At 69.3% G+C, this 23,864-nt stretch carries 21 protein-coding genes and 1 tRNA gene; 8 read left to right on the top strand and 14 right to left on the bottom strand.

The genetic code is table 11. The annotated features are described in order from the left end of the window. Nucleotides 1–40 precede the first annotated feature (40 nt). Entirely contained in the window at nt 41–4,051 is a 4,011-nt protein-coding gene (locus tag ACFC14_RS17755) for a hypothetical protein (RefSeq protein WP_376107581.1), read from the bottom strand. Between the two features lie 123 nt (nt 4,052–4,174). Between ACFC14_RS17755 and ACFC14_RS17750 the strand changes: the two genes are divergently transcribed. The 3 genes from ACFC14_RS17750 to ACFC14_RS17740 all read left to right on the top strand — a co-directional run bounded on the left by ACFC14_RS17750 (nt 4,175) and on the right by ACFC14_RS17740 (nt 7,473). Then, the gene (locus tag ACFC14_RS17750) at nt 4,175–5,140 is read left to right on the top strand and encodes an acetylxylan esterase (protein ID WP_376107578.1); all 966 of its coding nucleotides are present in this window, start codon (nt 4,175–4,177) and stop codon (nt 5,138–5,140) included. 75 nt (nt 5,141–5,215) lie between these two features. Next, nucleotides 5,216–5,944, top strand: coding sequence for a response regulator transcription factor (locus tag ACFC14_RS17745; protein ID WP_136041498.1), 729 nt, complete (start codon nt 5,216–5,218; stop codon nt 5,942–5,944). A gap of 26 nt (nt 5,945–5,970) precedes the next feature. Then, nucleotides 5,971–7,473: a sensor histidine kinase gene (locus ACFC14_RS17740; RefSeq protein ID WP_376107575.1), complete on the top strand. Its 1,503-nt coding sequence runs from the start codon at nt 5,971–5,973 to the stop codon at nt 7,471–7,473. 120 nt (nt 7,474–7,593) lie between these two features. Here ACFC14_RS17740 and ACFC14_RS17735 read toward each other — a convergent pair whose 3' ends face one another. The 7 genes from ACFC14_RS17735 to ACFC14_RS17705 form a co-directional block, all read right to left on the bottom strand. Then, nucleotides 7,594–8,427, bottom strand: coding sequence for an endonuclease domain-containing protein (locus ACFC14_RS17735; protein WP_376107572.1), 834 nt, complete (start codon nt 8,425–8,427; stop codon nt 7,594–7,596). A gap of 265 nt (nt 8,428–8,692) precedes the next feature. Next, a complete protein-coding gene (locus ACFC14_RS17730; RefSeq protein WP_376107570.1) occupies nt 8,693–10,267 on the bottom strand; it encodes an FAD-dependent oxidoreductase in 1,575 nt (524 codons plus the stop codon). A 15-nt stretch (nt 10,268–10,282) separates the two neighbouring features. After that, nucleotides 10,283–11,164: an FAD:protein FMN transferase gene (locus ACFC14_RS17725; protein ID WP_376107567.1), complete on the bottom strand. Its 882-nt coding sequence runs from the start codon at nt 11,162–11,164 to the stop codon at nt 10,283–10,285. Nucleotides 11,165–11,178: 14 nt separating this feature from the next. Then, on the bottom strand, nt 11,179–11,652 hold the full coding sequence (locus tag ACFC14_RS17720; protein ID WP_376107564.1) for an FMN-binding protein: 474 nt from the start codon (nt 11,650–11,652) through the stop codon (nt 11,179–11,181). A gap of 93 nt (nt 11,653–11,745) precedes the next feature. Next, nucleotides 11,746–12,780 carry a ribose-phosphate diphosphokinase gene (locus ACFC14_RS17715; RefSeq protein WP_136041490.1) on the bottom strand — a complete coding sequence of 345 codons (1,035 nt, stop codon included), beginning with the start codon at nt 12,778–12,780 and terminating at the stop codon, nt 11,746–11,748. Between the two features lie 7 nt (nt 12,781–12,787). Continuing rightward, nucleotides 12,788–14,218: a bifunctional UDP-N-acetylglucosamine diphosphorylase/glucosamine-1-phosphate N-acetyltransferase GlmU gene (gene glmU / locus ACFC14_RS17710; RefSeq protein WP_376107560.1), complete on the bottom strand. Its 1,431-nt coding sequence runs from the start codon at nt 14,216–14,218 to the stop codon at nt 12,788–12,790. Nucleotide 14,219: 1 nt separating this feature from the next. Then, a tRNA-Gln gene (locus ACFC14_RS17705) sits at nt 14,220–14,291 on the bottom strand. Nucleotides 14,292–14,416: 125 nt separating this feature from the next. Here ACFC14_RS17705 and ACFC14_RS17700 point away from each other — a divergent pair. Both ACFC14_RS17700 and ACFC14_RS17695 read left to right on the top strand, forming a co-directional pair. Beyond that, nucleotides 14,417–14,914 (top strand): GNAT family N-acetyltransferase, encoded by a 498-nt coding sequence (locus tag ACFC14_RS17700; protein WP_376107557.1) that lies wholly within the window; start codon nt 14,417–14,419, stop codon nt 14,912–14,914. Nucleotides 14,915–14,921: 7 nt separating this feature from the next. Beyond that, nucleotides 14,922–15,416 (top strand): MarR family winged helix-turn-helix transcriptional regulator, encoded by a 495-nt coding sequence (locus tag ACFC14_RS17695; RefSeq protein WP_376107554.1) that lies wholly within the window; start codon nt 14,922–14,924, stop codon nt 15,414–15,416. 39 nt (nt 15,417–15,455) lie between these two features. Here ACFC14_RS17695 and ACFC14_RS17690 read toward each other — a convergent pair whose 3' ends face one another. Continuing rightward, the gene (locus tag ACFC14_RS17690; RefSeq protein WP_376107551.1) at nt 15,456–15,932 is read right to left on the bottom strand and encodes an RrF2 family transcriptional regulator; all 477 of its coding nucleotides are present in this window, start codon (nt 15,930–15,932) and stop codon (nt 15,456–15,458) included. A 62-nt stretch (nt 15,933–15,994) separates the two neighbouring features. Here ACFC14_RS17690 and ACFC14_RS17685 point away from each other — a divergent pair, with 62 nt between their 5' ends. Both ACFC14_RS17685 and ACFC14_RS17680 read left to right on the top strand, forming a co-directional pair. Next, nucleotides 15,995–16,744: an SDR family oxidoreductase gene (locus ACFC14_RS17685; RefSeq protein WP_376107548.1), complete on the top strand. Its 750-nt coding sequence runs from the start codon at nt 15,995–15,997 to the stop codon at nt 16,742–16,744. A gap of 88 nt (nt 16,745–16,832) precedes the next feature. Further along, complete coding sequence (locus tag ACFC14_RS17680) at nt 16,833–17,756, top strand: pseudouridine synthase (RefSeq protein ID WP_376107545.1); 924 nt, start codon at nt 16,833–16,835, stop codon at nt 17,754–17,756. Here ACFC14_RS17680 and ACFC14_RS17675 read toward each other — a convergent pair. The 4 genes from ACFC14_RS17675 to ACFC14_RS17660 form a co-directional block, all read right to left on the bottom strand. Continuing rightward, the gene (locus tag ACFC14_RS17675) at nt 17,743–18,402 is read right to left on the bottom strand and encodes a methionine ABC transporter permease (protein ID WP_136041480.1); all 660 of its coding nucleotides are present in this window, start codon (nt 18,400–18,402) and stop codon (nt 17,743–17,745) included. The genes ACFC14_RS17680 and ACFC14_RS17675 overlap by 14 nt on opposite strands. Next, complete coding sequence (locus ACFC14_RS17670) at nt 18,402–19,445, bottom strand: methionine ABC transporter ATP-binding protein (protein ID WP_376107542.1); 1,044 nt, start codon at nt 19,443–19,445, stop codon at nt 18,402–18,404. Before ACFC14_RS17670 ends, ACFC14_RS17675 begins: the two co-directional genes overlap by 1 nt. Nucleotides 19,446–19,543: 98 nt before the next feature. Further along, the gene (locus ACFC14_RS17665; protein WP_376107539.1) at nt 19,544–20,455 is read right to left on the bottom strand and encodes a MetQ/NlpA family ABC transporter substrate-binding protein; all 912 of its coding nucleotides are present in this window, start codon (nt 20,453–20,455) and stop codon (nt 19,544–19,546) included. 89 nt (nt 20,456–20,544) lie between these two features. After that, nucleotides 20,545–21,513 carry an NADP-dependent oxidoreductase gene (locus ACFC14_RS17660; RefSeq protein ID WP_376107536.1) on the bottom strand — a complete coding sequence of 323 codons (969 nt, stop codon included), beginning with the start codon at nt 21,511–21,513 and terminating at the stop codon, nt 20,545–20,547. A gap of 83 nt (nt 21,514–21,596) precedes the next feature. Here ACFC14_RS17660 and ACFC14_RS17655 point away from each other — a divergent pair, with 83 nt between their 5' ends. Continuing rightward, a complete protein-coding gene (locus ACFC14_RS17655) occupies nt 21,597–22,019 on the top strand; it encodes a MarR family winged helix-turn-helix transcriptional regulator (protein WP_376107533.1) in 423 nt (140 codons plus the stop codon). A gap of 38 nt (nt 22,020–22,057) precedes the next feature. Here ACFC14_RS17655 and ACFC14_RS17650 read toward each other — a convergent pair whose 3' ends face one another. Next, nucleotides 22,058–23,827 (bottom strand): Na+/H+ antiporter, encoded by a 1,770-nt coding sequence (locus ACFC14_RS17650; RefSeq protein WP_376107530.1) that lies wholly within the window; start codon nt 23,825–23,827, stop codon nt 22,058–22,060. Between the last annotated feature and the right edge of the window lie 37 nt (nt 23,828–23,864).

The following is a 23,864-nucleotide window of genomic DNA, read 5'->3' as shown; positions in this document are numbered from 1 at the left end:
CGGGCCGGATCTCTCCGGCCCGCCCACCCGTTCTTTCGTGTCAGTTCCCGATGCGCACGAACTGCGCGGCGCTGACCCGGTGGATGCTGGTGTTGCGGACCTCGAGCCGCACGGTGCCGGTCGCTCCGGCGGCGTAGCGGAACGAGCCCAGCGAACGCCAGGCCGCCGCGCCCTGCGTCTGGTCCACGATGACCTCGGAGCTGCCGTTCTGATGCTCCACGACGTAGGCCGCCGAGGTCGTGGTCGTCGAGTTCGTGGGGTACCAGACCGAGACCCGGTAGAGACCGGCCTCCGGCAGCTCCACGTTCCACGTCACCGTGCTGCCGACCGAGTCGGAGTCGCTGTACCGCGTGCGCGTGCCGTTCCACCCCGAGAGTCCGCTGGGGTACCAGTTGCCGGACTCCAGGTAGCCCGGCCACGGGGACTGGGTGTGTGCGATGACGCCCTCGTCGGCCACGCGCACGAGCACGCCCCGGCGCAGGGTCTGATCGAGCCGCGCCTCGAACCGCGTCGAAGATCCGGGCGCGACGCCGGAACCCGCGGTCACCGTCCAGGTGTGGGTGAGGTCGGATCTCGGCGGCACCGTGATGCTCGTGCTCTGCTGCCCCACGCTCCACCCGCTGAGTCCGTACAGCGCGAGGGTGCCCTGCAGCGGCGTCACCCCGGTGTTGATGACGAGGGCGGTGAGTTCGGCGACCGCACCGGGCCCGCTGACGATCTCGACATCCGAGGTGAGGGAGACCAGTCGTCGTCGGTCGATCACCTCGATCGCCGCCGCGCGCAGCTTCACGGGGTCCTCCCCCGCGACCGTGAGGGTCGCCGTGACGTCGACCTCGCCGAGCGGTGGCGCGGTCGCGATCACCGCCGCCGATTCCACCCGTGCGGAGCCCTCTGCGGGAACCGTGATCGCCGGCACCGTCCCGTCGAGCTGCCACCCCGTCGGCAGGGTCACCGCGATGGCGCCGGTGATCGGATCCGCGGTGGCGTTGCGCACCTCGAAGGTCAACAGGACGCGGTCCCCGGCCGTGCCCGTCGCCTGCGCGATCACGTCGCCGACGATTCCGGGGTTGGCTCCGCTGATCCTGGCCGGCAGCCGCAGGGTCACCTCTTCGGTCGTCGTCCCGCCCGTGGTGATCGTGTACCGGAACTTGTCGGCGAGGTCGTCGACCGGGATCGTCCACTCGTAGGGATAGGCCTTCGCGGGAGCCTGCTTCACCGGACCGCCGCCGATCCGATACGACAGCGTCGCCTGCTGCTCGGTATCGATCTGCACGTAGGCGTCGTATCCCTGACCGTCGGGCCGCACCAGGAGCATCCCGCGGGCGACGCCGTAGTCGGTGGCGGGGTCGGTGTCGACCTCGTGGAAGCTGTCGCGTCCGTGGTCGGCCACGTCGTCGAACGGCAGCCCCGGGCGCTGCACGTCCACGTTCCGGATGACGAGGGCGACGAGCCCGCGCGCCGGCACGCTGACGGTGACCCGACCGCTGACGGCCGCGCCGGTGGACCGGCTGCCGTTCGCGGTCACCAGTTCGACCGCGCCCGAGAAACTTCGCGGGATGCCCGTGAGCTCGGTCGAGAGGTCGACGATCACCTGCTGCGCCTCACCGGCGGAGTTGGTGAGACTGACGTAGAGAGCATCGTTGCCGACGCCGCCGATCCAGTTGACGAGCGGGTTCGAGACCGAGATCAGCCCCGCGGGGAGATACGGCCAGACGCCGTCCTCGCCGAAGAACGTCCCGGGCGCATGACCGTAGGCGAAGAACTTGAAGTAGGCGAAGTCGGCCTCGAACACGTGCGGGAACTCGATCGCGCCGCCGCTGCGGTAGAAGCTCTCGCTGAGCAGGTAGTCCATCGCGAGACCGAGCTGGGCGGGCGCGTGATGGAAGTAGTAGCCGGTGATGCCCACCGGGCCGCTGGTCGCGAAGTCTGGCTTCATGTGCGCGACCTGGAACTGTCGGCCGTAGTAGCCGGGGTATGTCGTGAACCGGCCGATCACCATGTTGTGGGCGATGTCGGCCAGCAGTTCGTCGCCGGTGTGATGCGCCAGCCGCAATAGGGCTCCCGCCCAGCACGGGTTGAACACGTAGCCCCCGCCCGGGTCGGTCAGCGTGCTGACGCCGAGCTTGAACGACGAGAGCGCCTCGAACGTGAGGCCCGAGGGAGACACGTACCAGGCCGGGACGGTCTCGGTCGGCACGTTCGTGGTCGGGTACGACGGCAGCGACGAACGCGACTCCCAGTCATACTGCTGCTTGATGACGTGGCCGGCCGGCACCGTGACCGTGCCACCGGGAACGGGACGGACCGCCGTCTGCGTGATGAACCGCTGGACCTCCCGATACGCGCCGTCGAGGAACTCGTCCTCACCCGTCGCCTCGAACATCTCCAGGAGGTCGACCCAGTACTTCGAGAAGCTGTACGCGAATCCGCCGGGCGGCTGACCGTTGCTGCGGTACGGCTCCAGGATCTGCTCCTGCGAATAGCGGCGGGCGATCAGCGTCGCCTCCGCGAGGTACGCCGGATCCCCGGTGACCCGGTAGGTCGCGAGCGCGTTCGAGAACGGCGCCCTGCTCTGCCCGACGACACCGGCCTTGGTCGCCTTCACCGCGAGCCGCTGGATGCCGGCGTTGCGGCCGTGCGTGAGCTGGTAGAGCGACGCGAGGTTCACGGCATCCGTGGGGATCCTGCCGATGCGGTACTGCGTGGTGTCGTTGTAGACCGGGCTGCCGATGACCGGAGAGTGACCGATCCCCTTCCGGGAGAGCTGGTACTCGACGAGCGGCCGGGCGCGACGGTCGTAGAGCGTGCCGTCGGCCGTGCCGGTGAGATAGTGCGCCGCGAGCACGACGCCGCTGGCCGCGGCGCGCACGGCATCCTCGTTCTCCACGTCGACGAACCCCTTGGCGCGGTTCCACCATCCGGAGTACGAGGGGATGTAGTCGGTCGAGTCGTCACCGTCGGGCTCCACCGCGATCAACGCCGCCATGGCGTGCACCGCATCGGTGAGAGACCGGTCGTAGACGTTGCGGCGGTAGGCGGTGAGCCCGTACTCGTTCCGGCACAGCTGCGAGTACGTGCCGTACAGCGTGTCCGGGCGGGCCGCGAGACCGAAGGCGAAGCCGCGCTGCTCGCCGACGGCCATGGCCGTGCGCAGGCCCGGCTGCGGTGCGTACATGCTGGGCACGATGTCGAGGCTGTCGTTGCGCAGACTCATCCCATAGGGCTGCCGGTCGGCCATCAGCTGCCGCTCGTGCACGAACTCGGCGACCTCGGCGGGCAGGTACACCCCCGAGGTGACGGCCACGTCACCCACCGCGTACTGGGTCAACGCCATCGGCGCGAAGAGTTCCCACGCGCCCAGCGGCGCTGACCCGTCGAGCACCGAGAGGGCATGCTGATACGACCCGCACAGCACCTCGTCGAGATCGTCGAGCGACTTCGCGTCCTGGCTCTGGTAGCCCACGATGTAGTCACCGGCGGTCTTGGCGGTCAGCACGTAGTGCGCCTCGGGATGGGCGCCCTCCAGACGCCAGCGGACGACCAGATCGACGTCGTCCGTGCTCGTGGTCAGTTCGATGGCCTGCGAGCCGAGCACCTGGTACGAGGTGAAGCCGAGCCAACTCGGTGTGAGCGGCCCGTACAGCTCGGGCGCGCTGCCCGACGGCAACGTCCCCTCCAGCACGAGCCACTGCTCGTCGAAGCGGTGCGCCGGATCTGTGACCTGCAGCCATCCGCCGTTGTGCGCGACCTCGAGGTCGCGGACGATCGTGGCCCCGCCGTCCCACGTGGCCTGCAAGAAGGTCATCCGGTGGTTCTGCCCGACCAGCTGCGCGACCTGTGTGAAGGCCAGATTCGGCTTGTCGAGGCGCCGAAGGGCATCGGCGTAGGCGCCGGTCGTCGTCGTGAGCTCCGTCGCCGCCGCGGGGGCGGCTCCGAACGACGAGCCGAGCACCGGGGGAAGCACTCCCGCGATCACAAGCGCTCGCAGAACGGAGCGTCGGCTCCACAACAGAGGATTGTCTTCGGCTCCATCGCCAGGCATTGAATCCATGATGCACATACTGCAATCCGTATGCGATCATGTCAATGCGTCGGCTTCGCGGGCCGCGGCGCCGCCTCGTCGCGCCGCGCCGGTAACGTCGAGCAGGCAGAACCACCCGAAAGGACACATGCGGTGCCCCAGGATCCTCCCGACGAGCTGACCGAGTACTCGCTGAGCGCGCTGCTGACCCCGCCCACGCCACCCCACGAGCCGGACGACTTCGACGACTTCTGGCGCGCGACCTTCCAGGAGTTCGGCACGGGTCCCGTAGCGTGGGAGCTCACCCGCGAGCTCGCTCCCACCCAGACGCATCGGATTTCGGAGATCCGCTTCCGCTCCTCGGCCGACGAGGCCGCCGCGGCATACGTCATGCTGCCGCACACGCTCGGGAATGCGCCTCGCGGGCTGGTCGTCGGGCACGGCTACGGCGGCCGCACCGCGCCCGACCTCGACCGGGTGCCCGGCGACACCGCCGCGATCTTCCCGGTCGCGCCCGGCACGCATGTCGGCACCCCGAGCCGCTTCCCCGCATCGCCGGACGAGCATGTGCTCGCCGGGATCGGCCACCGCGACATCTACTCGCACCGCTTCAGCGCGGCCGACATCTGGCGCGCAGCCACCGTGCTGCTCGAGGTGGTGCCCGCGGCGGCGGGTGCCCTCGACTTCAGCGGCGGGAGCTTCGGGGGCGGCATCGGCGCGCTCGCACTCCCCTGGGATGCACGCTTCCGCCGCGCCGTGCTGGACGTGCCGAGCTTCGGCGACCACGAGGTGCGGCTCACGCGCCGGTGCACGGGAAGCGGGGAGGCCGTGCGTCAGCATCTGCAGCGACACCCCGAGGTGCGGCCGGTGCTCGACTACTTCGACGCGGCGATCGCGGCACGGAGGCTCCGGATTCCCGTGCACGTGACCGCGGCGGTGCAGGATCCGGCCGTCGATCCCCGGGGCCAGTTCGCCGTCTATCACGCGCTGACCGGGCCGCGTCGCCTGAGCGTCCGCGCCGCGGGGCACCTTCCCGGCGAGATCGGCGAGCTGTCGGACCGGCTCGCCCTGCAGGCCGGCATCGACTTCCTCGCCCTCCCCGACGAGCGGCTGGCGTGACCGCGCCCGGGGCCTCCCAGACAACACATAGCGATCTCCATAGAAATCACATAGGAGATTCCGCAGAATAGGGACATGACCAGCGACCTGCCCGAACTGCGCCGCCCCGACGGCACCCCCCTGCGCATCCTCGCCGTCGACGACGAGCAGATGCTGACCGACCTGCTCGCGATGGCCCTGCGCATGGAGGGCTGGGAGGTGCGCACGGCATCCTCCGGTCTGGAAGCGCTCCAGGTCGCGCGCGATTTCGAACCCGATGCGCTCGTGCTCGACATCATGATGCCCGACCTCGACGGCATGTCCGTGTTGAAGCGGCTGCGCGAATCGGGGAACCTCGTGCCGGTCCTGTTCCTGACCGCGAAGGATGCCGTGGGCGACCGCGTCGCCGGCCTCACCGCGGGCGGCGACGACTACGTCACCAAGCCGTTCAGCCTGGAGGAGGTCATCGCACGGCTGCGCGCGATCATCCGCCGCACCGGCCACGCGACCACCGACGACGGACAGTCGATCCTGCGCGTCGCCGACCTCACGCTCAACGAGGACAGCCACGAGGTCGTGCGCGACGGCACCGAGATCGAGCTCACCGCGACCGAGTTCGAGCTGCTCCGCTACCTCATGCGCAACGAACGGCGCGTGCTGTCGAAGGCGCAGATCCTCGACCGGGTCTGGAGCTACGACTTCGGCGGCAAGTCGTCGGTCGTCGAGCTGTACATCTCGTACCTGCGCAAGAAGATCGACGCGGGCCGCACGCCGCTGCTGCACACCGTCCGCGGCGTCGGCTACATGATCAAGGCTCCGCAGTGACCCCAGCGACGATGATGAGGCGGCCGATGAGCCTGCAGACACGGCTGATGACCGCCGTGATCGGGTTCGTGTCACTGATCCTCATCATCGTCGCCGTCATCACCAGCGCCACGCTGGGCAAGACCATGGAGGACCAGCTCGACCAGAAGCTGAGCACCTACGCGCACCAGTTGGCGGATCGGACCGGAGCCTTCGCACCATCTTCTGCCACGGCGCAGAACGTCCTCTCCGGCCCCACGGCGTCACCGCCGGCCGGACTCGTGTTCGTGGTCTCGAGCCCTGTCACCGGCTTCAGCGGGGTGGTCGCGAAGAACTCGTCGGGAGAGGAACTCACCGGATCCCTGGAGCCACTCAGCAGCACGCAGCTGGCGGAGATCGCACTGTCCCTGAAGGGCACATCGGTCGCCACCGTGTCCCTCACCGACCTCGGCTCCTACCGGATCATGGCCCTGCCCGCGACCAACGGCGTCGTCGTGATCACCGGGCTCCCCCGCGACGAGATCCAGAGCCAGCTCACGCAGTTGCTCACCGTGATCGCCCTCGCCACCATCGGCGGTCTGATCCTGTTGGCGCTGACCACCGCGATCACCATCCGGGTGAGCCTGCGCCCGCTGCGGGCCGTCGCGCTCACCGCGACCAGGGTCGCGAACCAGCAGCTCGATCGGGGCGAGGTGACCATCACCGAGCGTGTACCGGCATCTGAAGCCGATCCGCGCACCGAGACCGGTCTCGTCGGTGCGTCGCTCAACAAGCTGCTCGATCACGTGAACACGTCGCTCGCCTCCCGGCAGAAGAACGAGGAGCGGATGCGCCGGTTCGTCGCCGACGCCAGCCACGAGCTGCGCACCCCGCTCGCCTCCATCCGCGGCTACTCGGAGCTGTCGCTGCGCGCCCTGCATCGGCATCCGGCCGCGGAGCAGGGCCCCGAGGTCATCGAGAGCACGACCTCGTCGCTCGAGCGCATCCAGGCGCAGTCCCTGCGGATGACCCGCCTCGTCGAGGACCTGCTGCTGCTCGCGCGGCTCGACGAAGGGCAGGAGCTGGTCTACGGCACGGTGGACCTCACCCAGCTGGCGCTGGAAGGACTCTCGGATGCCCGCCCGACCGCGGCCGACCACCACTGGAGCATCGAGGTCCCAGACGAGCCGGTGACGGTCGTCGGCGATGCCGGGCGGATGCACCAGGTCGTCGCGAACCTCCTCGCGAACGCCCGCACGCACACGCCGGCCGGCACGACGATCACGCTGAGCGTCGCGAGGGAGGGCGAGGATGCCGTGCTGCGCGTTCACGACGACGGCCCCGGCATCGACCCCGCCATCCGCGACGAGCTCTTCGCACGCTTCGCCCGCGGCGACAGCTCCCGGGCCCGCCAGACCGGGGGAACCGGACTGGGCCTCGCGATCGTCAAGGCCATCGTCGAGGGCCACCACGGCGTCATCTCGGTGGCCAGTGAGCCCGGCGACACCACCTTCACGGTACGCATCCCGGTCACCCCCGCGGCCGCCGGAGATGTCGCGCCCGAGGCGTGAGCCGGATCCCACTCGCGCACACATGTCGGGAGGATGCACGGATGTCGGAGGATACCGCGGCGAGTCGTCCGATATCCGTCCGATCTCCCGACATCCGTACCGGCAGGGTGACCGAAGACGTCAGCTGCGGGCACGCAGGCGGGTGATGGCGGCGAGCACGGCAGCCTCGACCGTAGGCCAGGCGTGGACGATCTGCGCGTAATCGAACCTCAGCGTCTCGAATCCGAGAACCGACGCCGCGGCATCCCTCACGAGATCACGGTGGCGATGCGCAGGACTGTCGTGGTTGCCCTTCCCGTCGGCCTCGAGGATCAGGCGCCCGTCGAGCACGAAATCCACTCTCCCGACGGTCGAGATCGTCACCTGGCAGTCCAGGCTGATGCCGTGCAGGTGCAGACGCAACCGGAGCAGCGATTCGAGACCGCTGTCGGCATCCGATCGCGCGAGGTCCACGAGCCAGTGCGCGCGGGCCGGTAGTCGACGACGGATGCGGCGCAGTCCCGCACCGCTGATCTTCTGCTGTACCAGTGCGGACTCCAGAGCCGCGAAGAACGCCTCGTCGCCGGCACAGCGGTAGACGTGGATCAGCACTTCCTCCAACGGGGCGAGTCCGACACCGGCATGACCCGCGTCGTAGTGCGCGACACACTCGCACTCTTCGTGATGCACGCGGCCCTTCGCGCCGAGCCACACGTGCACGGGGCCGCCGGGGTCGAGTGCCCAGACACCGTGCAGGCGCAGCGCGTGCGCGCAGGTGAGGGCGCCGCCGTGCGCGGCGGCCTCCACGACGCTCGTGTCGGCGTTCGGCCCGGCGAACACTCCTGCTCTCACGCGGATCAGGGCGCCGGCGCGCACCGCATCCGCTCGCATCCGACGAGTGAATCCGTACTTCTCGAGCAGTGTTCCCCGCACGACGCCGCCGTGCCGGTCGGTCGCGGATTGAGCGCTGAGCATCCACCGATCCTGATGCTCCCCACGGACTGAGCGAGCTGGATGCCGCCGTTGTGGGGCGATCCGAGGCGGATGCGGGATGTGCAGAAGGGGATGCGCCGCACACTCGTCGGGAGGATGCGCAGATGTCGGGGCATCTCGCGGCGATTCGTCCGACATCCGTCGATACTCCCGACAGGTGTACGGAGACAGGACGGGCCAGGACAGGACGGGCGGGACGGGGCGGGCGGGACGGACGGGGCGGGCGGGACGGGCGGGACGGGATCGATCAGTAGCCGGCGAAGGCGTCGGTCGTGAGAGCACGGGCCTTCTGCAGCGCGGGAGCGAGGTCGGCGATCAGGCGCGGAGGCCCGGAGATGAACGCATGGCGGGCGGCGAGGTCGGGCACCGTGCGCTCGAGGGTCTCGGCATCCAGTCGTGCGCCCTGCGCCCAGGACCAGTGCGCGGGCAGGTCGAGCGGCTCGTCGCGGGTGAACACGACCGTGCGCACGCCCGTCGCGGCGAGCTCATCGCGGAAGGCGAGCTCGGACGCCTCTGATGCCACGTACACGAGCACCACGTCGCGCTGCTGCCCCGCAGCCTGAAGCTGGCGCAGCTGAGACACGAACGGCGTGACGCCGATCCCGGCCGCGACCATGAGCACCGGATGGTCGCCGCGCGGCAGGATGAAATCACCCCAGGTGCCGGTGACCGCGAACGTCGCGCCCGGCTCGGCGGCGGCCAGGGCCCGCTTGTAGCTCGACGGATGCTTCTGGTCGCCGTTCTTGTACGCGATGCGCAGGGTGGGCAGGTCGGCCGGCGCCGACACGATGCTGAACTCCCGCCGGGTGCCGCGCGCGTCGGGACGGTGATGCGGGACGTCGAGCTCGAGGTACTGCCCCGGGAGGAATCTGACCCGGCCCTTGGCACGGAAGGTCAGCTCCTGCGCGGTCGGGGTGATGAAGTCGCGCCGCTCGAGCACGAGTCGCACCGACCCCCGCAGCGCGAACGCGAAGGCCACCAGGTTCCCGATCAAGAGGGCCCGCTCCTGGCCGAGCGTGAACAGGCCGGCGACCGAGATCGGCCACCCCGCCAGGAGACCCACCACGACGGCCACCGCGAACTGCTGGCGACGACGCGGCGGAAGGGTCAGCGGCTCGGAGAGCATGAACGCCCCGAGGAACAGGAACGGCGACTGCAGCACCGCGAACTGCAGCGCGGTGAGCACATCGAAGTCGATGTCGAACTGCGCGGCCTGCACCGCTTGGCGCACGACCGAGGTGGCGACGGCGACGAGCACGAAGATCAACACCACCCGCACCTTCTCGGTGCGCCACAGCACGGCGAGACCGAGGACGAGCACGGGGATCGTCAGCACAGGCGTCCCGACCCACCAGGACGACGAGGTGCCCAGCCATTCGAACGCCCCGAAGGCGCCGAGAATCGAGACGACCGCCGCACCGAACGCCGCCGGGTTGAAGATGTGTCGACCGCGCCAGGCGATGAGGTACTTCGACACGCTGGCCACGGCTCCGGCGAGAGCGAGTCCGAGGAGGGCGCCGAGTTCGAGACCGGGGCGGAGGACGAACAGCAGGATCAGCGCCGTGACGAGGGAGGATTCGATGCGCCACGGCAGCCGCAGGATGCGCTGGGCTGCGGCGTCGACCGCCGAGATCACGATCGCGAGCACCAGGAACGACGCCACCATCTCGAGCGGCGTGGGCGAGACGATCACGCCGAACAGCGAGAGCACGAACGCGATGACGGCGAGGGCGATCAGCGCGAACAGCACGAGGCGATACATCGAGAGCGAGCCCAGAACCGCGAGGACCCGCTGACGTGCGGCGGCGAATGAGGTGATCACGTTCTCCACTCTTCCCTAATTCGTTGCTGTGGGGCGCGTCTTCGCCTTCGTGAGGAACAGTTCCGCTGGGCATCCCGGCGAGCGCTGCACCCGGCCGTCGGTGCTCATCCGCACCCATTCCACGCCCCAGGCGTCGGCGAGCTCCGGTCCGCCGTCGAAGAACAGCGCGGTCGAGACGGCATCCGCCGTCATCGCGTCGGGGGCGAGCGCCCACGTCGCCGCCCAGGCGCGCACCGGAAGCCCCGTGCGGGCGTCGAGTACGTGGTGCAGTCCGTTCCGCCACGCCCGCCGGTTCACGGCGGAGGCGCACAGCGCCTGGTCGCGCACCTCGACGACGCCGATCGCTTTCGTCGCGTCGTACGGATGCTCCAGCCCGATGCGCACGGCCGCACCACGCACCCGGATGTCGCCGCCCGCATCGACCACCACATCGCCCGGCACGTCCGCGAGCGCGCTCATCACGAGGTCGACGAGCCGCCCCTTGCCGAGCGCACCGACGTCGAGGAGCGCCGGGGCGGATGCCGTGACCTCGGCGGTCGTCCACGACACCTGCTCCTGCCAGGCATCCGGAGCGCGCACCGGATCGCCGTCGACGAGCGAATAGCCCGCGTCGTACCCGAGGGCTTCGAGACTGACCGCGACGAGCGGATTGACGGCTCCGCCCGTCGCGGCGGAGATCTTGCGATAGGCGTCGAGCATCGGGCCAGCGTCCGGTGAGGCGAAGGAGCCGCCCTCCCGGCCGAGCCGCGTCACGTCCGAGTCGCGGCGGAACCGGGACCACTCCCGGTCGAAGCGTTCGACCGCGGCACCGACCGCCGCACGCGCGGAATCCGCGAGCGGATCGGTCGTCTCGATCTCCCAGTGCGTTCCGATCGCCTCGAAGCGCCAGCTCGCCATGCGGCCTCAGGCGCCTAGGCGGCGGCCTGCTCCTTGATCGACTCGACGGCGTCGTTGAACCCGCCGCTGGTGAGCGACGAGCCGGCGACCCGACTGACGTTCAGCTCGTCGATCGACTTGCCCTCGACCTCGTCGGCGATGCCGTCGACGAACTGGCCCTGATACTGCTCGGTCTCGGGCGCCTGCGGGTCGCCCGTGACCTCGACATCGGTCACGACGCCGTCGGCGAGGGTCAGCGTGACGGAGATCTGCTCGACGGTCTCGGGCGTCTGGTACGAGCCGTCGGCCGTGTAGGTGCCGTCTTCGTAGGTGGCGGTGGAGTCGCCGCCCGACGACTCCGACGAACCGGCATCCGGCGTGCTGCCGGTGTCGTTCGATGAATCATCCGCGTCGGTGGCGCCGGAGCAGCCGGCGAGGACGAACAGCCCCGCGATCCCGAGGATCGCGGACCCCTTGCGGACAGAGGTCGGTACGGTCGTGCGGATCATGCTGGTCCTCCCGGCGCGGTGTCGGTCGACGGGATCGTCGACCTTTCGACCGTAAGCACCGTGTCTATGCGCGGGCTGTGCCGTGACGATGCGTTACGCGTCGCCGCCGAACATGCTCGTCACGGAGCCGTCTTCGAAGACCTCGTGGATGGCACGGGCGAGCAGCGGCGCGATCGGGAGGATCGTCAGGCTGTCCCACCGGCGCGACTCCGTGAGGGGGATCGTATCGGTGATGACGACCTCGTCGATCGACGAGTCCTGCAGGCGATCGGATGCCGGGTCGCTGAAGATCGCGTGGGTCGCCGCGACGATCACACGGTGCGCGCCGGCCGCCTTGAGTGCCTGAGCGGCCTTGACGATCGTGCCGCCGGTGTCGATCATGTCGTCGACGAGGAGGCAGGTGCGCCCCTCGACGGTTCCGACGATCTCGTGCACGGAGACCTGGTTGGCCACCTTCGGGTCACGGCGCTTGTGGATGATCGCGAGCGGGGCACCGAGGCTGTCGGACCAGGTGTCTGCGACGCGGACACGCCCCATGTCGGGCGAGACGACGGTGAGGATCTCGCGGTCGGCCGGCGAGAGCGTGCGCTCGAAGTAGTCCAGCAGCACGGGCTTGGCGAAGAGGTGGTCGACGGGTCCGTCGAAGAAGCCCTGGATCTGCGCGGCGTGCAGGTCGACGCTCATGACGCGGTCGGCACCGGCGGTCTTCAGCAGGTCGGCGACGAGGCGGGCGCTGATCGGCTCGCGACCGCGGCCCTTCTTATCCTGACGCGAATACGGATAGTACGGCGCGACGACGGTGATGCGCTTGGCCGATGCGCGCTTGGCGGCATCGATCATGATGAGCGTCTCCATGAGCCACTCGTTGACCGGCTCGCCGAACGTCTGGATCAGGAAGAGATCGACGCCGCGGATCGAGACCTCGAAGCGGGCGTAGATCTCACCGGAGGCGAATGTGCGGTGCTCGACCGGGGCGATCTCCGTGCCGAGCGCTTCGGCGACCGCCGCCGTGAGCGCCGGGTGCGAACGCCCGCCCGCGACGACGAGTCGCTTCTTCGTCTTGGCGATGATGCCGGGAGCCACGCCGTTGTCGCGATCCAGATCGACCGTCTTCTTCTTGCGCGCCATGCTCCGCCTATTCCGCCGAATTCTCGCGGGACGCAGCATCCGCCGCGCCCGTGCCTGCTCTGTTCTTCGCGACCCAGCCTTCGATGTTGCGCTGGGGTGCGACGGTCATGGCCAGTGCGCCGGCCGGGACATCCTTGCGGACGACCGCGCCGGCGCCGGTCTTCGCGCCAGCTCCCAGCCTAACGGGCGCGACGAGCACCGTGTGCGAGCCGGTGTGAACCTCGTCGCCGATCTCGGTGCGGTGCTTGTTCACGTCGTCGTAGTTCGCCGTGATGGTGCTGGCACCGAGGTTGACACCGCGGCCGATCGTGGCGTCGCCGACGTAGGACAGGTGCGGGACCTTGCTGCCCTCGCCGATCTCGGCGTTCTTCGTCTCGACGTACGCGCCGATCTTGCCCTTGGCGCCGAGGACGGTACCGGCGCGGAGGAACGAGAACGGGCCGACCGTCGCCTCCGCCCCGATCACGGCGAGGGTGGCATCCGTACGACGGACGGTCGCGTCTTCGCCGACCTCGCAGTCGACGAGGGTCGTGTCGGGTCCGATCACGGCGCCTGCGGCGATGACCGTCGCGCCCAGGATGTGGGTGTTCGGGAGGAGGGTGACGTCGGGCGAGAGCTGCGCGTCGTCGTCGATCCAGGTGGTGGTCGGGTCGATGACGGTGACGCCCTCGAGCTGCCAGCGGCGCACGATGCGCTGGTTGAGCAGGCGACCGACCTCGGCCAGCTGTGCCCGATCGTTCACCCCGAACGTCACCGCGATGTCGGAGACCACGGATGCCGCCACCCGGTCGCCGTCGCGACGGAGCAGTCCGGGGACGTCGGTCAGGTACATCTCGCCCTGTGCGTTGTCGACGCCGACCTGCGGCAGGTATGTGCGCAGGGTCTCGGCGCGGAACACGTACATCCCGGCGTTGATCTCGCGGACGGCGGCCTCTTCTGCGCTCGCGTCCTTCTGCTCGACGATGCGGTCGACACCGCCGTCGGCGTCGCGGACGACGCGGCCGTACCCCGTCGGGTCGTCGAGCAGTGCCGTCATCAGCGTCGCCGGAGCGCCCGATGCGCGGTGCTCCGCCACGAACGCGGAGAGGGTGTCTGCGTCGGCGAGCGGGCAGTCTCCGGAGAGCACGAGCACGTCGCCGTCGAAGTCCTCGGGGAGCGCGTCGACCGCCACCTGCACGGCCCGTCCGGTTCCCGGCACGTCATCCTGGTCGATGAACACCGCGTCGGGGTAGTCCTTCGTGAGGGCAGCGACCACCTGGTCGCGCTCGTGCCGCACGACCACCTCGATGTGCGCGGCCTGCAGCCGCCCGGCCGTGGTGAGCACATGCCCCACCAGCGGACGCCCGCCGATCGGGTGCAGCACCTTGGGCAGACGCGACTTCATGCGCGTGCCCTGGCCTGCAGCGAGGACGATGATGGCGAGATTGTTCCCAGTCATGCTCCGCCGCCAGGACTCGAACCTAGACCTAACAGCTCCAAAGGCTGTCGTGCTGCCATTACACCACGGCGGACCGCGCCGCCCACGAGGGCGCCGCGGATCAAGTCTGCCATGCCCCGGCCGGTGTTCCGATGTGCGCGGACGTCGGCCCTCCCGCCCCGTCACGGTTCCGAAACACGACTCTGGAATGCTGACCCCATGAGCATCGTGATCGAAAGGGTCGAGTCGGCGACCCCCGCCCTCGCAGAATTCCTGGTCGCGCACCACGCGGAGTTGGAGCACACCGCGCCGGCGGAGAGCCGTCACGCGCTGGTCTTCGAGCGCCTGCTCGCCCCCGGCGTGCGGCTGTACGCGGGCTCCGCCGACGGCCGCCCCGTCGCCACCGGCGCGCTGGTCATGGTCGAGGACGACCATGAGGAGCTCAAGTCGATGCGCACCGATCCGGCCATGCGCGGCCGAGGGCTCGGGAAGTCGATGCTGGCCTTCCTCCTCGCCGATGCGCAGGCGCGCGGCATCCGCCGGCTCTCGCTGGAAACCGGCAGCGACGACTTCTTCATCCCGGCGCGCGCGATGTACGCGGCGGCCGGCTTTCAGGAATCCGGCCCGTTCGGTCGGTACCTCCCCGACCCGTACAGCTTCTTCATGACGCTCGAGCTGCCCGTGGCGTCCGTCGCGCACGACCCGCACACGCGATAATGGGCGGATGAGCGAGGCGGATGAGGTCGACCGGATCGTCGGCGCGTGGAACACGCAGCGACCCGACCTCGATTTCTCACCCCTCGAGGTGCTCTCCCGGATGGACCGCCTCTCGCGCCATCTCGACCGCGCCCGCCGCGACGTGTTCCGCCGCAGCGACCTGGAGCACTGGGAGTGGGATGTGCTGTCGGCGCTGCGCCGTGCGGGCACGCCGTTCCAGCTCTCGCCCAAGCAGCTGCTGCAGCAGACCCTCGTGTCGAGCGGCACCATGACCAACCGGATCGACCGGCTCGTCGGCCGCCGCTTCGTGCGCCGCGAGGCCGACCCCGGCGACGGACGCAGCGTGCTCGTGACGCTCACCGACGACGGACGCATCCGGGTGGACGCCGCGATCACCCGTCTCGTCGACGTCGAGGCCGATCTGCTGCAGGCACTCTCGCGCTCGGACCGGGATCGCCTCGCCGCGCTGCTGCGCAAGCTGAGTCTGAGCTTCGACGCGTGAGCATCGACGCCTGAGCATCGACGGCTGACGTCGCGCTTCTCAGCCTGCGGCGTCGAGAAGCAGCCTGCGGTTCTTCTCCGGGACGCCGGCAGGGAGGCCGGCGACGATCTCGGCGACCGTGACACCGGCCAGCGACTCGCGCCACGCCTCGTGGGCACGACGCATGACCGACGCGAGGGCACAGGGCCGCGTGCAGTCCTCAGGACGTGCCGCCCCGCGCCCCTGCTGCCGCAGCTCTCGGCAGACGTAGGGGTCGGCAGCGCCGTCGACGGCGGTGACGAGGTCGAGGATGCTGATCCGCTCGGGCTCCCTGGCAAGACGGAATCCGCCGCGCGGACCGGTGCTGCCGGTGAGTATGCCGGAGCGCACGAGCTTGGCGAGCTGCTTCGAGAGGTACGGGCCGGGAACGCCGAAGTGCTCGGCCAGCTGCGCTCCCGAGACGGTCGACCCCGCGGGGAGCTGCGCGATCGCGGCGACCGTGTGCAGCACCCACTCGGATGTCTCCGGAAGTTTCACTTGCCCAGTGTATCCGCACCCGCCTATTGTGGACACGTAATATCCATTATTGAGGAGCAGACATGCGCATCGCAGTGGCGGGTGGAACGGGTCGGATCGGACGGCTGGTCGTGACCGAGCTGGCGAGGGAAGGCCACGAGGCCGTCTCCCTGAGCCGCGGCGAGGGGATCGATCTGCTCACGGGCGTCGGTCTGCGCCAGCGATTGGAGGGCGTGGGTGCCGTGATCGACGCGACCAATCCCCCGGTCGCCGACATCGCGGAGGCCGAGCACGCCTTCGCCACGATCACGCGCAATCTCCTCACCGCCGAGGCCGAGGCCGGCGTCGGCCACCACGTCGCCCTGTCGATCGCCGCGCTCGACGCCGTCGCCGGAAATCCGCACTATTACGGCAAGCGCGCCCAGGAGCGCGAGGTCATCGCGGGCGCGGTGCCGTTCACGATCGTGCGAGCGACACAGTTCCACGACTTCCCGGCGATGATCGCCGAGTGGACCGTCGTCGACGGCGAGGCGATCGTGCCGCCGCTGCTGCTGCAGCCGATCGCCCCGGCCGACGTCGCTGCCGCGCTGGTCGCGACCGCCGCTACGGCACCGCTCTCGGCATCCTTCGACATCGCGGGACCCCGCACGGAGGACGCCGTCGACATGGCTCGACGCACCCTCGCCGTGCGTGGCCAGGACCTTCCGCTGCGGGCAGCGTGGCGGGATGCCGCTCTGGGCGTCGAGTTCGCCGGCGAGGTGCTCCTCCCCGCTCCGGACGCCCGCGTGGCACCGACATCGTTCGACGACTGGCTCGCCGCGGGAGCCGACTGACCGACGGAGGCGGCGTCGCGGGTCGCTTAGGCTGGGAGCATCCCGTTCGCGACCCGCGACACTGTTCTCCGGAGGCCGATCGATGGGCATGCCCTCTCCCCTCCCGGTGCGCGACGGCGTCGGGGCGACCCGGCTGCACGTGCCACTCAGCGGCTCCTGGCCCACGGTCGCCGCATACATGGTCGAGCGCTTCTTCCACCTCGACCCCGAGCGTCTGCGCGAACGGTTCGACCGCGGTGACATCGTCCGTGCCGACGGCTCGCCCGTCCCCCGCGACGCCCCGCTCGGCAGCGTCGAGTTCGTCTGGTACTACCGCGAGCCCGCGGTCGAGACCCGGATGCCGTTCGAGATCGAGATCCTGCACCAGGACGACCATCTCGTGGTCGTCGACAAGCCACACTTCCTGCCCACCACGCCGGGCGGCAAGTTCCTGCAGAACTCCGCGCTGGTGCGACTGCGCAACCTGCTCGACAACGCCGACCTCGCGCCGATCCATCGCCTGGATCGCGCCACGGCCGGGCTGCTGATGTTCTCGACGCGCCCTGCGACCCGCGGCGCCTACCAGCTGCTCTTCGAGAGGCGGCAGGTGCAGAAGGTCTACGAGGCGGTCTCCGCGCTTCCCGAGGACCGGCCTCTCCCCGCGTTCCCCCTCGTGTACCGCAACAACATCGAGAAGCTCCGCGGCCAGGTGCGCGTGCAGGTCGACGACGCCAAGGAGCCGAACTCCGAGACGGCCGTCGAGCTGATCCGCGCCGACGACCGCGTGGCGCACACGCTGCTGCGCCCGCACAGCGGCAAGATGCACCAACTGCGGGTGCATCTCGCCGCCCTCGGCATCGGCATCCTCAACGACCGCTTCTACCCCGAGCTGCAGGACGACCTGCCGGACGACTACGACCGCCCGCTGCAGCTGCTGGCGCGAGAGCTGCGCTTCGTCGACCCGATCAGCGGGAAGGACCGGGTGTTCACCACCCGGCGCACTCTGCAGGAAGCGCCCGTCAGCGACGCATGACCTTGCGGGCGAGGCGTGTGCCGAGCATCTGCACGAAGTGCACGAACACGACGATCAGGACGATCGCCGCCCACATCACGAGCGGCTCGAACTGCCGGAAGCCGTAGATCTGCGCGAAGGCACCGAGTCCGCCACCCCCGACGAGTCCCGCCATGGCTGTCATGTCGATCAGCGCCACGAGGATGAACGTGTAGCCGAGGATGAGCGGACCGAGCGACTCCGGGATGGCCACGGTGAAGAGGATGCGCCAGGGACCTGCGCCCATCGCCCGCGCCGCCTCGATGACTCCGGGAGAGACCGAGACGAGGTGCTGCTCCACGATGCGCCCGATCGCGAACGCGGCCGCGAGACCGATGATGAAGGCCCCGGCAGTCGTCCCGATCCCCACGCCCACGACCGCGCGCGCAAGCGGCTGGGCGACCACGAGGAAGATGATGAACGGGATCGGACGGAAGAAGTTCACCACGAGGTTCACGATCACCGAGATCACCCGGTTCTGCGCGAGTCCGCCGGGGCGCGTGACGTAGAGGATGATGCCGATCGCGAGCCCGAGGATGCCGCCGAGCACGAGTGCGAACGACGTCATGTAGAGGGTCTCGAGCGCGGCCGCCCAGAACTCGGGCCACAGTTCGTTCAGGCGATCCATCAGCGGGCCTCCTCTGCGGCGATCTCGGTCACTTCGACGCGTTCGGCGATGCGGGCCAGGGCGCCGTCGATCGCCGCCGCGTCGCCGCGGATCGCGAGCGTCAGATGCCCGAAGGCCCGCCCGCGGATGTCGTTGATGCCGCCGAACACGAGCTCGAAGTCGAGGCCCGCCCCGGCGAGGTCGAGGAACACCTGCGCCTGCGACGAGTCGCCGTCGCGGAACGAGAACGTCACCAGGCGTCCGCGGTGGCGCTCGCGCAGCACCGCCAGCTCGGCCGGCGACGGCACCCCCTTCACGACCGTGCCGACGAACCGCTGGGATGCCGGGTTCTGCGGAGCGGAGAAGACGTCGAACACGTCGCCGTGCTCGATCACGCGGCCGTTCTCCATGACGGCGACCCGGGTGGCGATGGTCTGGATGACGTCCATCTCGTGCGTGATGATCACGATCGTGACGCCCTGCTCCTGGTTGACCCGCTTGAGCAGGTCGAGCACCTCGTGCGTGGTCTGCGGGTCGAGGGCGCTGGTGGCCTCGTCGGCGAGCAGAATGGCGGGGCCGGTCGCGAGCGCGCGGGCGATGCCGACACGCTGCTTCTGGCCGCCCGAGAGCTGTTCCGGGTAGGCCTTGGCCTTGTCGGCGAGACCGACGAAGGAGAGCAACTCCGCGACCCGCTTCTCGATGTCGTCCTTGGACCAGCCGGCGAGCTTGAGCGGGTAGGCGATGTTGGCCTTGACGCTCCGCGAGGAGAACAGGTTGAACTGCTGGAAGATCATGCCGATGCCGCCCCGGACCCGGCGCAGCTCGCTCTCCTTGAGCGCGGTGATGTCGACGCCGTCCACCGTGATGGTGCCGCTCGTCGCCGGCTCGAGGGCGTTGATCAGCCGCACGAGCGTGGATTTGCCGGCGCCCGAGTATCCGATGATGCCGAAGACGTCGCCCTTCTCGATCTCGAGGGTGACGTCGTCGACCGCGACGACCTCGGACCCGTCACGGGTGCGCGACGGGTAGGTCTTGGAGACGTTCGTCAGGGTGACGATCGGCATATGCTGCTCCGGTCTGCTTCGGGAACGAAGAATCGGGTGACGCTTTTCGCGCCACCCGATTCTCCCTCATCGGACGAAGGTGGGATTCCCCCGACGTCCTACTTCTTCGACTCCGCGTCCTTCTGGACCTTCTCGAGCGAGGCGACGAGATCCTCGACCGGCGTCTGCAGAGCCACGGCGGTGTCGCCCGACGACTTCAGCAGGCCCTTCTGGACGTCCTCGTTCGTCTGGAAGATCTCGACCAGCTTGAGGTAGGTCTCGTTGTCGGCATCCTCGGCGCGCGCGGCGAAGATGTTCACGTACGGCAGTGCGCTGGCATCCTCCGGGTCGTCCTGGGCGATCGCGTCGTCGAACGTGAGACCGGCATCCTGCACGAAGTCGTTGTTGATGATCGCGGCGGCGACGTCGGGCAGCGACGTCGGGATGATCGCGGCCTCCAGCGCCTTGACCTTGACGTCGGACTTCTCGGTGTCCACGTCGGCGAGGTCGGAGTACGGGGTGCCGCCGCTCTTCAGCTCGATGAGTCCGGCCTGCTGCAGCACGTTCAGCGCGCGGGCCTGGTTGGAGGCGTCATCCGGCACGGCGACGGTCTCGCCCTTCGGGATGTCCTTCACATCGTCGTACTTGGTCGAGTACAGCCCGAGCGGGTAGATCGCGGTCGACCCGATCGGGGTCAGATCCTCACCGGAGGCGTTGTTGTACTCGGCGAGGTACACGATGTGCTGGAACTGGTTGAGGTCGATCTCGCCCTCGGCGAGCGCCGGGTTGGGCTGCTCGTAGGAACCGAAGTCGACCAGCTCGACGGTGATTCCCTCATCGGCCGCAGCTTCGACGAACGCCGGCCACTGCTCGTCGGCCTTGCCGACGACGCCGATCTTCACGACCTCGTTCTCGGACGATCCCTCGCTGCCGGAGCCGGATTCGGACGATGCCGTCGCGCATCCTGCGAGCGCGACGAAGAGCGGGACCGCGGCGAGCGCGGCGATGACGGAAGTGGTGCGGCGTGACATGGAAGGGGTTCCTCTCTTGGGGGACTCGAATACGTTAGGCAGGCACCCGCGAACCTGCGGAATCGAGTCGTCACACGGCGTCACAGCCGTCACGACGAGCGCGGTGGACGCAGTGCCAGCTTTCCCACGTAGTGGTGACGGAGCGCGAGGTGACCCTGCACGACCTGATCCGGCTCGAACACCCGCGAGACGTGGGGTGCGAGGGGGCTCGACTCGATGACGTCGTTGAGGCGCTGCAGGGCCGCGCGACTGCGGTCGCCGTCGTAGAACGTCACCCGCTCGGCGAGGCCGCGCGACGGGGGCGGGTTCACCCCGCGGGGCCACGCGATCCTCCCTGCTGGTGCGACCCCCGTGAGGGCGCGCTCGGCATCGTCGCCTCCCGCGGTGACGAGGGCGCCGTCGAGTCCTCCCGACGCGAACCGCTCGATCGCCGTGAGGGCATCCTGCTGCCGGCCGTCGATCGCCGCATCGGCACCGAGGCCGCGGACGAGTGAGACGCCGTCCTCCCCCGACGCGACCGCGAGGACCCGGAGCCCACGATGCTTCGCCAGCTGGACGGCCAGATGCCCGATCCCGCCGCTCGCACCGAAGATCATCACGCTGTCGCCCGAGCGCGCATCGATCGCGTCGAGCCCGCTGGCGGCGGTCAGTGCGTCCCAGGCGAGGACGCCGGCCTGTTCTGTCGTGAGGCGATCCGGCGCCGGAGCGACGAACTCCTCGTCGACCACGGCGTACTCGGCGTAGAACCCGCCCCGCGGTACCGGCATCGATGCGGCGTAGACCCGGTCGCCCCGGGCGAAGCGAGTGACGTCGTCGCCCACGGCGTCGATGATGCCCGCGCCGTCCCACCCTAGGATGTACGGGAACGTCGAGGGAATGCCGAAGGCGCCCTCATAGTGGCCCTCGCGCTCGACTCGATCCCACGAACCGATGGCGGCGATCTCCACGCGGATGAGCACGTCTCGGGTGCCGATCGCCGGCACCGGCACGGAACGCTCGCGCAGCTCGGACTCGTCGCCGAACCGATCGAGCACTATGGCTTTCATCGTCCTGGACATCGCGCTCCTCATTTAGTTGATCGGATCAAGGACAAGCTAGCGCAACTAGTTGAATGCATCAAGCAGATTGGTAGAGTCGATGGATGGCATTGCCCAACGCGCCCGTCTCCGTTCCCACCGATGCGGAGAAGGCCATGTTCGAGTTCGTCGACGTCTACGACCGCGCCTATGAATCGGCCGCCGCAGAGGTGTCGCTCAGCGCGGCCCAGGCCTGTGTTCTGGGACGGCTGGACGAGCGACGAGGGATGACGGCGCTCGCGCGCGATCTCGGCTGCGACGCTTCGAACATCACGCGCATCGTGGATCGTCTGCAACGCCTCGACTACGTGGTCCGCGAGCCCGACCCCGACGACGGTCGAGCACGACTGCTCACCCGAACCGCGAAAGGCGACGAGGTCACCGCCCGCTTCGAGGACGCCTTCGTCTTCGCGCGGGATGCGGCCGAACGGCTGTCGACCGAAGAGCAGGAGCAGCTCGCAGCGCTGCTTCGCAAAGCGATCGGCTGAGCCGGCGCCGACGGCGTCGATGCGCGCAACAGCCGGCGTCAGTCGTACTCTTCGATCCCCTGCAGACGCACCTGCTCGAGGTCGAGGCGGGCCGAGATGCGGCGCACGACGATGTCGTCGACGGTACCGGCGCCGCGCAGCCCCAGGAGCACTTCGCGCTTGCGGTCGATGAGCGCGAGCTTCAGACGCGTATGCTCCTCGTGCCGGATCAGCGGCGAGCGTTGCGCGACGTCGACATCGGCCGAGGTCGCGATCATCTGCAGGACCGTTCCGTCGGTGGCATCGGGCACCACCACCCGATCCACTCCCCCGGTCGGTGCCGGATCCTCTGCAGCCGGATCAGCAGTACCGGCGCTCAACGGATCCGGTTCGTCGAGCATCTCATCGAGCGCCTCGGCCTCCGCATCCACCAGTGCTTGCTCGCGCGCCAGCGTCCGCGCGTTCGCGAACTCCAGCATCGCGTAGCCCTCGGTGCGCACGCGGTCGCGGACTTCCTGCCCGATGCCGTGCTCGGCGGCGAGATCGTCGAGGGCGGCGAGGGCCGCGCCCGAGATCGCCCGCTCGGCGAGCTCGTACTCCTCGTCCTCGACGTGATCGACGGGGAAGCGCGCCCAGCGCACGAGTGCGGGGAGCATCGGCCCCTGCACGAGGAGGCTCAGCAGGATGACCCCCGCAGTGACGAACACGATCTCATCGCGTCCGGAGACCGCCCCGCCCTCGGCGATCGTGGCGGGGACCGACAGCGCGATCGCGAGCGAGACCGCTCCGCGCATGCCGGCCACGGTCGACACGACCCGCGCCCGCGAGCGCGCTCCCCGCGCCGGACGTCCGCCGCTCTGGCGCTGGAAGAGCACGTTCAGCACCTGGAACACGTAGCGCACGACCAGGAGCGTCGCCCACACCGCGAGTGTGATCAGCACGAGGCGCCCGATCGCGGCTGCCGAGATCTCGTGAGCGACATACTGCACCTCGAGCCCGATCAGCACGAACAGCGCGCCGTTGAGCAGGAAGACACCGAAGGGCCAGGCCGCATCGGCCTGTCGGCGAGAGGACGCCGTGGTCACCCGCGGCGACACGTAGGCGACGATGAGCCCGGCGACGACGACCGCGAGGACACCGGAGGCGTGGATCATCTCGGCCGCGAGGAACGCGGTGAACGGGATCAGCAGCAGCGCCACGTTGATCACGATCGTCGAGGAGGTGCGCCGCAGCAGCAGGTAGCCCAGGCCTGCGATGACGACTCCGGCGGCGATCCCGCCGACGTACGAGATCAGCACGTCGAGTGTGACGGAGAGCGGAGTGATCTGGCCTCCGAGCGCGAGCGACACAGCAATCGCGTACAGCACGAGGGCCGTGCCGTCGTTGGTGAGGCTCTCGGCCTTCAGCTTCATGAACATGCGGCGCGGCAGCAGACGCCCGAGCGCCGCCACAGCCGTGGCATCCGGGGGCGCGACCGCGGCACCGAGGATGAGGGCGATCTCCCACGGCATCCCGAACAGCACGCCGATGCCGGCGACGGCGAACGCCGAGGCGACCACGAGGACCGTGCTCATGGGGAGGATGTAGCGGAAGTCGCGGCGGATCGAGCGCAGCGAGGTGGTCAGACTCTCCCAGAACAGCATCACCGGGAGGAACAGCAACAACACCGTCTCGGGCGGCAGCTGCACCTCGCGCAGCTGCGGCACGAAGCCGAGCAGCAGCCCGAAGATGACCAGGACGAGCGGGAGCGCGAGACGCACGCGCGGGGCGATCAGGGTTCCGACGAGAATCGTGAGTCCGAGCAGGACGGTTACTTCGAGGCCTTCCATCTCTACCTCCCAACAGCGTTGGAAGAAGGATATTCCT

This window comes from Microbacterium sp. NPDC055988, from assembly GCF_042269505.1.
Taxonomy (GTDB): Bacteria; Actinomycetota; Actinomycetes; order Actinomycetales; family Microbacteriaceae; genus Microbacterium.
This window is presented reverse-complemented; position numbering and strand designations above follow the sequence as displayed.

Bases quoted from the DNA above. Each gene is read 5' to 3' on its own strand.
- ACFC14_RS17755 (WP_376107581.1), bottom strand. From the start codon at position 4,051: ATGGATTCAATGCCTGGCGATGGAGCCGAAGACAATCCTCTGTTGTGG.
- ACFC14_RS17745 (WP_136041498.1), top strand. From the start codon at position 5,216: ATGACCAGCGACCTGCCCGAACTGCGCCGCCCCGACGGCACCCCCCTG.
- ACFC14_RS17740 (WP_376107575.1), top strand. From the start codon at position 5,971: ATGAGCCTGCAGACACGGCTGATGACCGCCGTGATCGGGTTCGTGTCA.
- ACFC14_RS17735 (WP_376107572.1), bottom strand. From the start codon at position 8,427: ATGCTCAGCGCTCAATCCGCGACCGACCGGCACGGCGGCGTCGTGCGG.
- ACFC14_RS17725 (WP_376107567.1), bottom strand. From the start codon at position 11,164: ATGGCGAGCTGGCGCTTCGAGGCGATCGGAACGCACTGGGAGATCGAG.
- ACFC14_RS17720 (WP_376107564.1), bottom strand. From the start codon at position 11,652: ATGATCCGCACGACCGTACCGACCTCTGTCCGCAAGGGGTCCGCGATC.
- ACFC14_RS17715 (WP_136041490.1), bottom strand. From the start codon at position 12,780: ATGGCGCGCAAGAAGAAGACGGTCGATCTGGATCGCGACAACGGCGTG.
- glmU (WP_376107560.1), bottom strand. From the start codon at position 14,218: ATGACTGGGAACAATCTCGCCATCATCGTCCTCGCTGCAGGCCAGGGC.
- ACFC14_RS17700 (WP_376107557.1), top strand. From the start codon at position 14,417: ATGAGCATCGTGATCGAAAGGGTCGAGTCGGCGACCCCCGCCCTCGCA.
- ACFC14_RS17695 (WP_376107554.1), top strand. From the start codon at position 14,922: ATGAGCGAGGCGGATGAGGTCGACCGGATCGTCGGCGCGTGGAACACG.
- ACFC14_RS17685 (WP_376107548.1), top strand. From the start codon at position 15,995: ATGCGCATCGCAGTGGCGGGTGGAACGGGTCGGATCGGACGGCTGGTC.
- ACFC14_RS17680 (WP_376107545.1), top strand. From the start codon at position 16,833: ATGCCCTCTCCCCTCCCGGTGCGCGACGGCGTCGGGGCGACCCGGCTG.
- ACFC14_RS17675 (WP_136041480.1), bottom strand. From the start codon at position 18,402: ATGGATCGCCTGAACGAACTGTGGCCCGAGTTCTGGGCGGCCGCGCTC.
- ACFC14_RS17670 (WP_376107542.1), bottom strand. From the start codon at position 19,445: ATGCCGATCGTCACCCTGACGAACGTCTCCAAGACCTACCCGTCGCGC.
- ACFC14_RS17665 (WP_376107539.1), bottom strand. From the start codon at position 20,455: ATGTCACGCCGCACCACTTCCGTCATCGCCGCGCTCGCCGCGGTCCCG.
- ACFC14_RS17660 (WP_376107536.1), bottom strand. From the start codon at position 21,513: ATGTCCAGGACGATGAAAGCCATAGTGCTCGATCGGTTCGGCGACGAG.
- ACFC14_RS17655 (WP_376107533.1), top strand. From the start codon at position 21,597: ATGGCATTGCCCAACGCGCCCGTCTCCGTTCCCACCGATGCGGAGAAG.
- ACFC14_RS17650 (WP_376107530.1), bottom strand. From the start codon at position 23,827: ATGGAAGGCCTCGAAGTAACCGTCCTGCTCGGACTCACGATTCTCGTC.